This is a genomic window from Mycobacterium sp. 050272, from assembly GCF_039023525.1.
In the GTDB taxonomy this organism is placed as follows: Bacteria; Actinomycetota; Actinomycetes; order Mycobacteriales; family Mycobacteriaceae; genus Mycobacterium.
In genome coordinates, this window is the sequence record NZ_JBCHKV010000003.1 from 185,341 (window position 1) to 198,032 (window position 12,692).

Annotated in this window: 14 protein-coding genes and 1 tRNA gene; 7 read left to right on the plus strand and 8 right to left on the minus strand. The window is 66.9% G+C overall.

The genetic code is table 11. The features are described from left to right. Positions 1 to 7 precede the first annotated feature (7 nt). Positions 8 to 508, plus strand: a complete 501-nt coding sequence (locus tag AAHS21_RS08585; RefSeq protein WP_342927261.1) for a DUF6328 family protein — start codon at positions 8 to 10, stop codon at positions 506 to 508. A 1-nt stretch (position 509) separates the two neighbouring features. Here the strand turns inward: AAHS21_RS08585 and AAHS21_RS08590 are convergent, their stop codons facing one another. Further along, entirely contained in the window at positions 510 to 1,184 is a 675-nt protein-coding gene (locus AAHS21_RS08590; protein ID WP_342927262.1) for an HAD family hydrolase, read from the minus strand. A 332-nt stretch (positions 1,185 to 1,516) separates the two neighbouring features. Between AAHS21_RS08590 and AAHS21_RS08595 the strand changes: the two genes are divergently transcribed. Both AAHS21_RS08595 and AAHS21_RS08600 read left to right on the plus strand, forming a co-directional pair. Continuing rightward, positions 1,517 to 1,816: a DUF4193 domain-containing protein gene (locus AAHS21_RS08595; protein WP_342927263.1), complete on the plus strand. Its 300-nt coding sequence runs from the start codon at positions 1,517 to 1,519 to the stop codon at positions 1,814 to 1,816. 24 nt (positions 1,817 to 1,840) lie between these two features. Next, the gene (locus AAHS21_RS08600) at positions 1,841 to 2,221 is read left to right on the plus strand and encodes a DUF393 domain-containing protein (protein ID WP_342927264.1); all 381 of its coding nucleotides are present in this window, start codon (positions 1,841 to 1,843) and stop codon (positions 2,219 to 2,221) included. 73 nt (positions 2,222 to 2,294) lie between these two features. On the opposite strand, the gene AAHS21_RS08605 is transcribed toward AAHS21_RS08600, so the two are convergent. Then, a complete protein-coding gene (locus tag AAHS21_RS08605) occupies positions 2,295 to 2,861 on the minus strand; it encodes a hypothetical protein (RefSeq protein ID WP_342927265.1) in 567 nt (188 codons plus the stop codon). 513 nt (positions 2,862 to 3,374) lie between these two features. Here AAHS21_RS08605 and AAHS21_RS08610 point away from each other — a divergent pair. Genes AAHS21_RS08610 through AAHS21_RS08620 form a run of 3 tightly spaced genes read left to right on the plus strand, consistent with a single transcriptional unit; the run spans position 3,375 to position 6,056 of the window. After that, entirely contained in the window at positions 3,375 to 4,517 is a 1,143-nt protein-coding gene (locus AAHS21_RS08610) for a PPE family protein (RefSeq protein ID WP_342927266.1), read from the plus strand. Positions 4,518 to 4,537: 20 nt separating this feature from the next. After that, a complete protein-coding gene (locus tag AAHS21_RS08615) occupies positions 4,538 to 5,734 on the plus strand; it encodes a PPE family protein (protein ID WP_342927267.1) in 1,197 nt (398 codons plus the stop codon). A 7-nt stretch (positions 5,735 to 5,741) separates the two neighbouring features. Then, on the plus strand, positions 5,742 to 6,056 hold the full coding sequence (locus tag AAHS21_RS08620) for a DUF732 domain-containing protein (RefSeq protein ID WP_342927268.1): 315 nt from the start codon (positions 5,742 to 5,744) through the stop codon (positions 6,054 to 6,056). On the opposite strand, the gene AAHS21_RS08625 is transcribed toward AAHS21_RS08620, so the two are convergent. Beyond that, positions 6,053 to 6,844: a hypothetical protein gene (locus AAHS21_RS08625; protein ID WP_342927269.1), complete on the minus strand. Its 792-nt coding sequence runs from the start codon at positions 6,842 to 6,844 to the stop codon at positions 6,053 to 6,055. The two genes, AAHS21_RS08620 and AAHS21_RS08625, sit on opposite strands and share 4 nt — an antisense overlap. A gap of 219 nt (positions 6,845 to 7,063) precedes the next feature. Between AAHS21_RS08625 and AAHS21_RS08630 the strand changes: the two genes are divergently transcribed. Then, a complete protein-coding gene (locus tag AAHS21_RS08630) occupies positions 7,064 to 7,768 on the plus strand; it encodes a response regulator transcription factor (protein WP_342927270.1) in 705 nt (234 codons plus the stop codon). Here AAHS21_RS08630 and AAHS21_RS08635 read toward each other — a convergent pair. From AAHS21_RS08635 to AAHS21_RS08655, 5 genes are all read right to left on the minus strand, one after another. Further along, the gene (locus AAHS21_RS08635; RefSeq protein ID WP_342927271.1) at positions 7,714 to 9,132 is read right to left on the minus strand and encodes a HAMP domain-containing sensor histidine kinase; all 1,419 of its coding nucleotides are present in this window, start codon (positions 9,130 to 9,132) and stop codon (positions 7,714 to 7,716) included. The two genes, AAHS21_RS08630 and AAHS21_RS08635, sit on opposite strands and share 55 nt — an antisense overlap. Before the next feature lie 14 nt (positions 9,133 to 9,146). Continuing rightward, positions 9,147 to 10,412, minus strand: a complete 1,266-nt coding sequence (locus AAHS21_RS08640; RefSeq protein ID WP_342927272.1) for a hypothetical protein — start codon at positions 10,410 to 10,412, stop codon at positions 9,147 to 9,149. A 60-nt stretch (positions 10,413 to 10,472) separates the two neighbouring features. Then, a tRNA-Pro gene (locus AAHS21_RS08645) sits at positions 10,473 to 10,549 on the minus strand. A gap of 71 nt (positions 10,550 to 10,620) precedes the next feature. After that, a complete protein-coding gene (locus tag AAHS21_RS08650; protein ID WP_342927500.1) occupies positions 10,621 to 11,694 on the minus strand; it encodes a PLP-dependent cysteine synthase family protein in 1,074 nt (357 codons plus the stop codon). 29 nt (positions 11,695 to 11,723) lie between these two features. Continuing rightward, entirely contained in the window at positions 11,724 to 12,683 is a 960-nt protein-coding gene (locus AAHS21_RS08655) for a metallophosphoesterase (protein ID WP_342927273.1), read from the minus strand. Positions 12,684 to 12,692: the final 9 nt, after the last annotated feature.

Genomic DNA, 12,692 nt, shown 5'->3' on the forward strand with positions numbered 1-12,692 from the left:
CGCCGCTATGGATGTCGACCACCCGGAAGACGACCAGCGGTGGGACCGCGTTAAGCGCGGTGAGACCGAAATCGAGCGGCTGGACCGCAACTGGAACAGCCTGTTGCAGGAACTGCGGGTGGTGCAGACCGGCGTGCAGTTGCTCACCGGCTTCCTGCTGACGCTTCCGTTTCAGCAGCGGTTCGATGTGCTCGATCAACGGATGCGGATCGCCTATCTGGTGACGGTGGGATGTTCGGTGGGGGCGACGGTGCTGCTGATCGCCCCGGTCGGCATCCACCGGCTGTTGTTCCGGCGGCATCGCCTGCAGGTGCTGGTGAAGGCCGCGCACCGGTGCGCCTTCGCCGGGCTGGCGCTGCTGGGATTGGCGCTGACCGGAGTGACGGCCATCATCTTTGTCGCGGTGGCCGGAACGACCGCGGGAGTGATTGCCGGAGCGTGTGCGCTCACGCTGTTCACCTTCTTCTGGTGGGCGTTGCCGCTGGCGTTGCGTACCCGCGGCATGTAGATCAGCGGCTGCGCGCGAGCGCCGCGACGCGGGTGGAGTTCAAATGATCGAGAAGGTCCTGTGGGTCGTCGAAGATCGGTGCTGCGCCGGCCGCCCGCAGTTCGGCATCCGAGACACCACCGCTGAGCACGCCGATACACGGCACTCCCGCAGCCTTGGCGGCGTGGGCATCCCAGACGGCGTCGCCGACGAACACCGCTTGCTCGGCGGTGACCCCGGCCCGGTCCAGCGCCACCTGCACGATGCCCGGCTCGGGTTTGGCGGTGTCGACGTCGTGGGATGACGTCGTCGCTGAGATCACGTCGTCGCAGTCGAGCACCTTGCGCAGCGTCTCGAGTTCGTCCTCGGGCGCCGAGCTGGCCAGTACCACCTGTAGGCCCAGCTCGGCGACCCGGTGCAGCAGTTCTCGCGCACCGGGCAGTGGTGCGAGCAGACCAGAGACCTCGCGGTAGTAGCGGCTGTGCCCATCGCTGAGCCGCTCTTGCACATCCGCCGGGGCATCGCCGGACAGGGTGCGCACCAGCGTCGAGCCGTCCATGCCGATGCCTCGGTGGATCTTCCACGCCGCGACCGCGAGGCCCTCGGCGTCGAAGGCGCGTTGCCACGCATAGACGTGCAGATAGGTGGAATCGACCAGGGTTCCGTCCACGTCGAACAGGACAGCGGGAGCATTCATCGCTGCGGCATACCCGCCTGGGGGTCGCCTGACACGGTCCTTTGAGCCGCCCTGAACGTGTAGGCGCGCTGCTGCGAGCGTCCAAATCGTGAACCGTAGGCGTCCGCTCGACGTGAATAGTAGTAATCCACACCATGGTTCGTGAGGAGTCGGGATGGACTACACCGCCCGGTGGACAAGGAGAAACGGGTGTCCACACACCGAATTGTCGTCCAGGCAATTTTCTTAGATTTGCCACAGTGTGGGGCGCCGCGAAATGGGGTAACGACTGTGCCACGGGGGAGTACATCGGACGTGCGTCATCCCGCCACTTTGCAGGAAAGGGTATGCCCATGAAGACCGCAAGCGATTACGACGCACGTCGCGTGACCGACACCGACGGCCAGGAATCCGAACTACGCCAACTGGATCCGAGCTTGTCGGGATCGTCCACGGCAGTTGTCGACGAGGACCCCAACGATGTGCATTTCTTCGAGCTGCCCGGCGCGGATCTGTCCGGTGAGGAACTCGCCGTCACGGTTATTCCGCAGCGCTCCGACGAATTCACCTGCACGAGTTGCTTCCTGGTCCAGCACCGGCACCGGATGATCCTGTCTATCTCGGGGCGGCCCATTTGCACCGATTGTGCCTAGTGCGTCGGGAACTACAATCGAAGGATGCACGGCGTTCTAGTCTTTGACGGCCGGTGCGGGGTGTGCACCCGGGCGGTCAACGCGTTGGTTCGGTGGGACCGGACCGGCATGTTGCGCGTCGAACCGATGCAGACACCAGGGATGGCCGAGCGACTCGGCGTCACCGACGACCGAATGCTCGAATCCGCCTGGTGGGTGGATTCTTCCGGTGTGGTCTTGGCCGGGGCCCACGCAATGAACGCGGCCCTGTCGGCCGCGCTGGGTACCTCCGTCCCGCTGTGGGTCTATCGGCTCCCCGGCGTCGGGGCGGTGCAGAACGGCATCTACCGGTGGTTTTCGTCGCACCGCTACCGTTTCCGCGGTGCGACGCCGCTGTGCGAGGCCGAGCCCGAGCGTTGCGCATAGTCACCATCGCCGGGTCGCCGACTGCGTGAAATATGTTCTGCGGGTTTGCTTTAGGTCAGCTGCAGCGGGGGAGTTAACTCTGCGCCCACTCGCGCCCGCAGGTGCGGCACTGTCGAATGGCCGTCGACCATTCCGGCTCACCCTCCACGGGCTGGCGAACCAGATGGTTGGACTCGTCGCCGCAGCCGGGGCAGGTGCAGACCGCGAGGTACGGCTCGGCGGGTTGCGCGTTCATCAGGTGCAGGTTCTCTGCTCGTGAGAACGCCACGATGGTCAGCCGCTCCGGGCGGGGGCCGGCTTTGGGAGTGTCGAACCACAACAGGCCACAGACCACCATGGCCACGGCGCCGAAGATGGCCACGATGACCAGCGGAATGTTCCATGGCCAATTCGGCGGGATCGGCGTGAGTGCGAGAACCAGCATGACGGCGGAGGCCAGAAAGCTGATGATCGTGCCCGGTTTGGCGAATCGGTAGCCGCCAACCTGCAGCGCCTCCCAGACGTCGAGCTCTTGCTGTCGTTGAGCGATCTCTAAAAGCGTTGGATGATAAGGAAATTCGTCCTTCGACCTGAAATCAGGCAGGTCGGTCCCGCGCGGAGTCGTCTCGCGCAGCTCGGGGATCGGCCTGACCGCCGCCATGCGCGCCAAGTGTAGTGCGGGGTTCCCGCCTCGGCGAGGCGACGAATGAGGCCTGGGTCGGCCCGCGGCCACGCGTGAGCGACTCGATGGCGCAGCGGTGTTAGCCGGACCGGCCAACGTTGCGGAGCCGTCGAACGGGCTGAGCAAATGCCGTAGAAATTCCAGCGCGGACGGTCACACAGGCTGTCGGCGACAGTCAATAGCTGATACAGGCCATATTCCAATAATTCCTCAGCGATGACTCAGCGAGGAATCAGTAGCCTCGGGCGCTGTGAGCAACATCGGGAGGACTGCTCACGCGGAACGATTTTCGCTCGCCGCGGGGCCGGATCGATTTGCGACTGTCCGCTCGGCGGCCGGCCGGAAGACCCATGTGCAGCATCCGCCCACGCGGGGCGTAGCCACCCGCGCCGCGACGCCTACTACGGAGACCACCGATGAAACCCAATAGCCGCTACGACCATCGCGCCGCTACCGGTGCGCGGTCTTTGCGTTAGGCGCCGAAGGGGAACCATGCTGGATTTTGCGGCGTTACCGCCGGAAGTCAATTCGATCAGAATGTATTCCGGCCCCGGATCCGGGCCGTTGCTGGCGGCCGCCTCCGCCTGGTACGGGCTGGCATCCGAAATGCGCTTGGCAGCAGCAGGTTACGGCTCGGTGATCGGCGACCTGATCGGCGCGGCCTGGAACGGTCCGTCATCGACCGCGATGGTCGCCGCGGCTGCGCCCTATATTGCGTGGCTCAACACCACCGCCGCGCAGGCCGAGCAGACCGGGATGCGCGCCGACGCGGCCGCGGCCGCTTTCGAGGCTGCGTTCGCGATGACGGTGGCCCCGCCGGTCGTGGCGGCCAATCGCGTCCTGCTGGCAAACCTGTTGTCTACCAACATCGTCGGTCAAAATACACCGGCGATCGCGGCGACCGAAGCTCAGTACGCCGAAATGTGGGCGCAGGATGCCGCAGCGATGAACGGCTACGCCATGGCGACGAGATCCGCGATACAGCTGACGCCGTTCGCCTCGCCGCAGACGAACACCGCCCCCGACGCGGCGGCCGGACAAAATAAGGCCGTCTCCCAAGCGGTCGACGCGACTGCCGTTGCTGTCGCGGCGCCCCAAGGGTCCTTGACCGAGTACCTGACGGGTCTGTTGGACGGGTCGAACAACAGCGCGCTCGGAAGTTTTCTAGGGAGCACCTTTTTCAGCAACTCGGTCATCACCGGTTCGCTCGGCGGAGGTCCGTTCAACCCGCAAACCATCCTGGCGTCGGCGGTCGGTGCGGGTGCCATGGGATCGAGCGCCACCATCATGTCGGGTCTGGAAGAGTTCGGCTTCGGCGCGGAAGGCGCCGGGACTGCCGCGCTGGCATCCAACACCGTCTCGTTGGGCGGCTCGTCCGGTGCATCGGCCCGGATGGCCAACGCGCATCTGGTGGGGTCGATTTCGGTACCACATAGCTGGGTCTCCGCCGCCAACATCACCCCCGCTCAAGCGGCGGCGCCGGTCACGGGGCTCAGTGATATCGGCTCGTCCGCGGCGGGCGGCCCGGGTGGTGTCGCCGGACCGCCGGGCGGTAACGGCCGCCGGTTACGTCGCTCCATTCCCAGGTACGGGATTCGCCCCGTCGTCATCCCGCGTCCGCCGGCTGCCGGTTAAGAGACTTCAGGAGAAATGTCATGCTGAATTTCGGGGCGTTACCGCCGGAAGTGAACTCGGCGAAGATGTACGCCGGCCCCGGCGCGGGATCGATGTTGGCCGCCGCGGCGGCATGGAACGCGATAGCTGCTGAATTGCGTTCGGCGGCAACCAGTTACGACGCGGTGATCCGTTCACTGGTCAGTGAGGGCTGGCTGGGCCCGGCGTCGGCGAAGATGGTGGCGGCTGTCCAACCATATGTCGAGTGGCTGGCGACAACGGCGGCGGCGGCCGAGCAGGCCGGTGCGCAGGCCAACGCGGCCGCTGCCGCATATGAGGCGGCGTTTGCCGCGACGGTGCCACCACCTGTGGTCGCGTCCAACCGCACGCTGCAGGCAAACCTGCTGGCCACCAACATCTTCGGCCAGAACACCGGTGCCATCGCGGCCACCGAAGCCCAATACGGCGAGATGTGGGCACAGGATGCCTCGGCAATGACCAGCTACACCAGCGCGTCGCGCGTGGCCAGCGAGATGACGCCGTTCAGCCAACCGCGGTCCGAAACCACCGCGGGCGCGACGGCCCTGCAGGCCGACGCGCTCAGCAATGCCCTGGCGGCTCCGGCGGTGGCTCAGGCGACCAATATCTGGGATTGGCTTGGCCTTTCGCCCAATTCGAATACGTCCACCGAGGGCCTGGCCGGCATCATGAACCTTTTCAGCAACTCCAACCAGAACCTGCTCGGGGCTTTCCTCAACAACCCCTCCGTCTCGGGCCTGTCGAACGCCTTCACCACCAATGGGATCCTGAACCCGACGGCATTCATCGATTCGGCGGTGACGATCAACGGCCTGGGTGCGGTGGGCGCAACCACGTCGGGGCTGGAGGATTTGGCCGCCGGCCTGGTCGGCGTCGCTGCGGTGTCATCGACCACGAGCCTGCCCGGTGCGGCAGCATCGGCGGCCCTGGGCGAGGCCGGCCTGGTGGGAGCCTTGTCGACCCCGCCGAGTTGGGCCGCCGCCGGGGCGACGGTCAGCGCCGTTGCCACCACGACCCGGATCGGGGCCGGGGCTTACCACGGCTTCGGCGCCGCCACCCCAATGGTGCTGGAAGACGTTGGGGCAGTTGGTCCCGGGGTGCCGCTGGCCGGCATCCCCGGGCCACCCGAAGACGAATTCGCCGACCCCATCTACGGGTTCCGCCCCCGCGTCATCGGGCGCCCACCGGCCGCGGGTTAGGGGACCGATGAAAGCCTTCCCGCTTCTGGCGAGCGCCGTCGCCATGATCGGCCTCGCCGCAACCGCTCACGCCGATCCCACCGACGATGCGTTTCTCGCCGCGCTCACTAACGCGGGCATCACCTATCCGAGCCCGGACCGGGCGATCAAAGCGGGCCAAAAGGTCTCCGATCTGGCTAACTCAGGGACCTCGCAGCTTGACATCGTCCGCGACATCAAAGATCTCAACCCGGCCGTCACCATGGCCAAAGCCGCTCGGTTCGCCCACGCCGCGGCTAGTGCTTACTGCCCGGAACTCCTCGGCACCGGCAGCGGGAACTAATCAGCCACCGGCTCCGCCTGCGCCGATTCCACGCCGGGATGCCGGCCCGGCCGCTGCGGCAGCACGATGATCAGGACGATGATGACGACGGCGAGCACCGCGGAAGCCAGCGGGCGGCTCAGGTTCAGGCCGCCGTGGTCGACGGGCTTGTCGAGGAAATCGCCGACCGTCGCGCCGAGCGGCCGAGTCAGGATGAAAGCGACCCAGAACAAGGTGACGCGCGAGATGCTCGTCCAGAAATACAGGGCCGCGACCACGAGCAACGCGACACCGAACACCAGCGCACCGCCCTCGTATCCCAAGCCGCCGTCGTCGGCGAGCCAATCGCCGAGGGCGGTGCCCAGGGTCTGCGAAAAGGTGATGGTGGCCCAGTAGAACGCTTCGACTTTCGGTGTCGAGACGGTGTTCACCGACACCGTTCCCTGTGACCAGTGCCAGAGCCCGAGGGTGGCCAACAGCAAAAACAGCAGCAGCAGCGAGCCGCCCGCGTAACCAATCCCCAGCGAGCGGTCGGCGAAGTCGGCCAGCACGGTACCGAAGGTCGTCGAGGCGACGATCGTGAGCCAGTAGAGAACGGCGTGGAAGCGCTTGGCCAGAATCTGAGCGACCACCAGCGCGATCAGCGTGCCGCCGAACAGGGCCACGCCCGCCAGATATCCCCAATCGAGCGTCATCGTGACGGTATCGCCGCCCGTCTCGCCCAGCGTCGTCGCCAGCACTTTGATGACCCAAAAGCCAAGGGTCACTGCCGGTACCTTGCTCAATGCATGCTTCGTCATATCGCTCATGGGTGATCACCTGTCGATGTGCGGACCGCGTCTGTTTCATCCTTGCCGAACCCCGTTGAGAAGTCGCTGAGACTCGTTATGGGTCAGCTGTGTGCCTGACGATGAGAACGTCCTAAGCGCCTTCTCAGCGTTCTCGTGCCACCGTGGCCTTGACGAGCAGGTGCAAGATGATGGCCAGGGGTCTACCGGACTCGCGCCGCTGAAGAAGGAGCCGAGCGGGTGAAGGTGCTGGTCGTCGAGGACGAACCGCGTCTGGCGGCAACGCTGACGATGGGCCTGCGCGCCGAGGGTTGTGTGGTGACGACCGCCGACAACGGTGACGACGGCCTGTGGGAAGCCACCGAGCACCGCTTCGACGCCATCATTTTGGACATCATGTTGCCCGGGCTCAGCGGCTACGAGGTGGTGCGGCGCATGCGCGCCGCCCAGGTGTGGACACCGGTGTTGATGCTGTCCGCCAAAGACGGCGACTACGAGCAGGCGGACGCGTTCGACCTGGGTGCCGATGACTACCTGACCAAACCGTTTTCGTTCATCGTGCTGGTCGCGCGGCTGCGGGCACTGGTTCGTCGCGGCGCCCCGCACCGCCCGGTGGTGTTGACCGCCGGCACGTTGTCGCTGGACCCGGCGCGTCGCATCGTGCGCCGCAACGACGACACGATCGCGCTGACACCGCGCGAGTTCGGGCTGCTGCACTACCTGATGCGCAACAAAGGCACCGTGGTGAGCAAGACCGACATCCTGCACAACGTCTGGGATCCGCACTTCTCCGGTGACGACAACCTCGTCGAGGTCTATGTCTTCTATGTGCGGCGCAAGATCGATTTGCCGTTCGGCACTAACACAATTGCAACGGTGCGCGGGGTCGGTTATCGACTGGAGGCCGGCGAGGACGCCGGCGTCGCGGCGACCAGCGGAAGCTGAGCGACCACCGCGGTGCCGCCGCCGGGTCGGTCGTCGATGTGCACGCTACCGCCGTGCGCGGCCACGATTTCGAACACGATTGCCAGGCCCAGTCCAGTGCCGCCACCACTGCGGGAGCGGTCGGTGTCCAGCCGCACGAACCGCTCGAACACTCGTTTGCGGGCGGCCGGCGCGATCCCGGGACCATCATCGGCCACGGTCAGCCGGGCTTGACCGCCTTCGGGACGGACCGTCACCTCCACCCGCGACGTCGCATGTCGTGCCGCGTTGTCGAGCAGGTTGCGCAGCACGCGCGCCAGGGCGCTCGCGTCCCCCACCAGCCGCGTCGGAGCGAGTTCGGCGTGCACGTCCAGCCTCGTCTCGCGCCGCAGCCGGGCGACCTCGGCGAGGGCCAGGTCGTCGAGGTCGGTGTCCGTGCGGCGCAGCGCGAGTCCGCGTTCGTCGGCGCGGGCGAGCAGCAGCAGGTCCTCCACCAGCGCCTGCATCCGACGCGCTTCCGGCAGCAGCGTGTCAGCGGCGAGCCGATCGTCGAGCAGGTCGGGGTGGGCGACGCCGACCTCGAGTGCCGAGATCACCGTGGACAGCGGGCTACGCAGTTCATGGGAGGCGTCGGCGATGAACCGGCGCTGGACGGCCTGGCTGGATTCGAGCCGCGACAGCATCTGGTTCATTGTGGTTGCCAGCGTGAAGATCTCGTCACGTTGCGGTGGCACCGGCACCCGCTCGGCGAGATCGGAGGCGCTGATATCGGCGACCCGCGAGCGAATCGCTTCCACCGAGCGCAGCGACCGTCGCACCAGGATGTAGGTGGCCACGCCCGCCGCCGCGATGACCAACGGCGCGGCCGCGGCCAGCCCGATCGCCACGGTGGAAACGGTGGCTTCCACGTCGTCGGTGCCGGCCCCGACGAGTACGACGTAACGTCCCGTCGGCGTCTCGAGTGACTGCGCGGCCACCCGGACGTCGTGCATCCGCACTGCCGCGCCGGTGATTCCGATCCGCGGGGTGCTTGCGATCGCGTTGAGCGTCATCATCGGCGGCTCGGGGGTGGAACTCGACGAAGCCACCGAATGCCCTGCGCCGTTGAAGATTTGGACGGCGACGATGCGTTGGTCGGTGGCCAGCAGGGGTGGATCGATGTCTGGGGTGGCTTCGGACTGCAGCGTCTTGGCGATGTCGCGCAGCCGACTCGCCGCCGCGTCGTCAGCGGCCGAGACCAGCGCGAAGTACAACACCAGCAGCAGGATCGCGCCGGCCATGACGAGCGCCACCAGAATGACCGTCGCCGACACCAACGCCGAGCGCGCCGAGATGCTCCACGCGCGTGGGTGTAGCAGTGTCGGCGTCCGGCCTGAATGTGCCATCAGCACGGACCGTACTACTGCAGCGCGCTCAACAATGCGGTCACGCGCTGCTTCTCGGTGACCGGGTTGGGCATCGGGGCCCGCACGGCGGCCAGTGCGCCATCGATCTGCTTATCGAGGGTGTGCCAGGCGTTTTGGTCGATCGGCTTGAGCTTGGACTCGTCGTCATCCCATGCGGTTTCGAGGTCCTTGATCCGGGCCTTGGCGCCGGCCTGATCGCCGGACTGCAACTTCGACAGCGTGTCCTGCGTGATGGATCGGAATTTGGCCACCTCGGCCGGTGGGAAGGCTGAGGCTGGCTGCCCGGGCTGCGCGGGGGCGGTGATCGCGGAAGTCGTCGCCGAGTCCGATTCCTCGTCGGTTTCAGCGCCGCCTTCGTGGCCATGGCCGGCCCAGAGCAACAGTGCGCCGGTGGCAACGGCCGCTGCCGTATAGTAGCCCAGCATCAGGCGCTCCCGCGCCGGCGTGGTGCTGACAGTCGTTGCACGGGTGGGGTTTTCGCCGCCGATGACGTCGCTGCGGCTGACCGTTAGATACCCGACCGTGGCGAGGATCGCGGCCAGGAAGATCGCGCTGGTGATCGCGGGTCCCCAGCCCAGGCCGTGTTTGGCCGGTGCGCAGGCCAGCCAGTCGCCGAGGTTGGCGCCCAGCGGGCGGGTCAGGATGTAGGCCAGCCAGAAGGACAGCACCGGGTTGGCGCCCATCCGCCAGCCGAGCGCAATCGAGGCGATCAGCGCGGCTGGCAGCAGCACCGAGGTGCCCGGGCCCCAGCCGGTGAGCTGCAGCGTCCAGTCGCCGACGGCGGTACCCAGGGCGAAGGTGACCAGCACCGCCAGCCAGTAGAACAACTCGCGCGGCGTCGTGACGATGGTGTGGATCGACAGCGTGCGTTCCCGGGCATACCAAACCCCGAAGACGACGGCCAATATCGCCGCGAACACCGCCGTGCTGAACGCCAGCGGTACGTGCAGCTTGTCGGTCAGCAGGTCGGTGTAGAGCGTGCCGGTGATGCTCAGCACGACAACCGCCAGCCAGTAAACGCTCGGCAGATAGCGGTCGAGGATCAACTGGAAGCTCAAGACGATGCCCAGGGCGACGGTGAAGATCAGCGCCGTCACGCTCAGACCCAGGCCGACCGTGGTACTGATCCAGTCGGCGAAACTCTCGCCGACGGTGGTGCACAGGATCTTGATGATCCAGAACCACACGGTGACCTCGGGGACCTTGCTGAGCATCCGGCGGGGTGTGCGGAGGGTGAGGGAACGCAGCATCTGGCTCATGGCGCCCGAAGGTACAGAGGAGTCGCTGAGTTAACGCTTAGGAATTGCCAGCCGCAAAACTGGTCGGGGTGGCGGGATTTGAACCCACGGCCTCTTCGTCCCGAACGAAGCGCGCTACCAAGCTGCGCCACACCCCGCTTGAAGCCACGACAGCCTATCGCACCCGCCCGCCGACTGCCCAAACCGCTGGCAGCGGGCACCCCGAGAGCTACGTCCAGCTGCAGTTGTGTTCGAAGTCGACCAGCGCCGCGGCCGAGCCGACGAGATCGAGCCCCTGCGCGGCGACCCATTCGTCGCTGAAATAAGTGTCGGCGTAGCGGTCGCCGCTGTCGGCGATCAGCGTGACCACCGAGCCACTGCGCCCCGCCGCGACCATCTCGGCCAGCAGCCCGAACGCACCCCACAGATTGGTTCCCGTCGACGGCCCCACCCGACGTCCCAGCACGGCGCTGACGTGACGGGCGGCGGCGATCGACCCGGCGTCGGGCACGGCGACCATGCGGTCCACCACGTCGGGCAGAAACGACGGCTCGACCCGCGGCCGCCCGATCCCCTCGATCCGCGACGACGTCTCCATCACGAGGTCGTAGCGCTGTTCGGCGTAGGCGGGGAAGAACGCGGAGTTCTCCGGGTCGACGACGCACAGCCCGGTGGCGTGCCGGCGGTAGCGCAGGTAGCGCCCGATCGTCGCGCTGGTTCCGCCAGTGCCCGCGCCGACGACGATCCACTCCGGGATCGGATACTTCTCGTCGCGCATCTGCGCGAAGATCGACTCGGCGATGTTGTTGTTGCCGCGCCAGTCGGTGGCCCGCTCGGCATGGGTGAACTGGTCCATGTAGTGGCCGCCGGTCTCCCGGGCGACCCGATACGCCTCGGCGTACACCTCGCTGGAGTTCTGCACGAAATGGCAACGGCCGCCTTGTGATTCGATCAACGCGACTTTAGACGCGCTGGTGTTCTCCGTCATCACGGCGACGAACGGCAGGCCGAGCAGCGACGCGAAGTACGCCTCGGAGATCGCGGTGGAACCCGACGACGCCTCGACCACAGTGGTGCCCTCGCCGATCCAGCCGTTGCACAGCGCGTACAGAAACAACGAGCGCGCCAGTCGGTGCTTGAGGCTGCCGGTGATATGCGTCGATTCGTCCTTGAGGTACAGCGCGATGTCGACGTCCGTGCCCCAGGCCGACGGCAACGGGTAGCGCAACAGGTGGGTGTCGGCGCTGCGGCGGGCATCGGCCTCGATCAGCCGGATCGCGTTGTCCGTCCAGCCGCGGGACATACTGCGGACCGCGAGCCGGGTCCGATCGTTCAACGCAGCGATGCCGCGGGCTGCGAGCGGCCCAAGTTGCTGCTGGAATCCCGCCCACCCATCGGGGCGGCGATCAACGTCAGCAGGGTCGCTTCGGGACGGCAGCAGAACCGCACCGGCGCGAACGGAGAGGTCCCCAGTCCCGCGGACACATGCAGCTGCATGTTGGCGCCCCAGCGCGACGGCCCCTTGGCCCGGGTGCGGTCCAGGCCGCAGTTGGTCACCAGCGCGCCGTAGAACGGCAGGCACAGCTGCCCGCCGTGGGTGTGTCCGGACATCACCAGCTGGTAGCCGTCGGCGGCGAAGCGATCCAGCACCCGCGGCTCGGGGGAGTGCACCAGACCCAGCCGCAGATTCGCCGCCGGGCTGGCCGGGCCCGCGATCGTCTCGTAGCGGTCGCGATCGATGTGCGGGTCGTCCACGCCCGCGGCGGCCAGATGCAGGCCGGCCACTTCGAACTCGCGGCGGGTGTGGGTGAGATCAAGCCAGCCGCGTTCGGTGAACGCCGCCCGCAGATCCTGCCAGGGCAGCGGTTCGCCCGTGATCCGGTGGGACGGGTTGGTGAGGTAGTTCAGCGGGTTCTTTAGCCGCGGCCCGAAGTAGTCGTTGCTGCCGAAGACGAAGACACCCGGGCGCGACAGCAGGTCGCCCAGCGCCTGGATGACCGCGGGGACCGCTTTCGGGTGGGCCAGGTTATCGCCGGTGTTGACCACCAAGTCGGGCTCCCAGCCGGACAGCTCGCGCAGCCACGCCTGCTTGCGGCGCTGGTTGGGCATCATGTGCAGGTCGCTGATATGCAGTACGCGCAGCGGCGTGGAACCCGGCGACAAGACGGGCATCGTTATCTCGCGCAGGACGAAGGCGTTGCGTTCGACGACCGCGGCGTAACCGATGCCGGCGACCGTCGAACCGAGCGCGACGGCGCCGGTACGGATCAGAGCGGGCAAAACATCAGCCATGCACGCAGC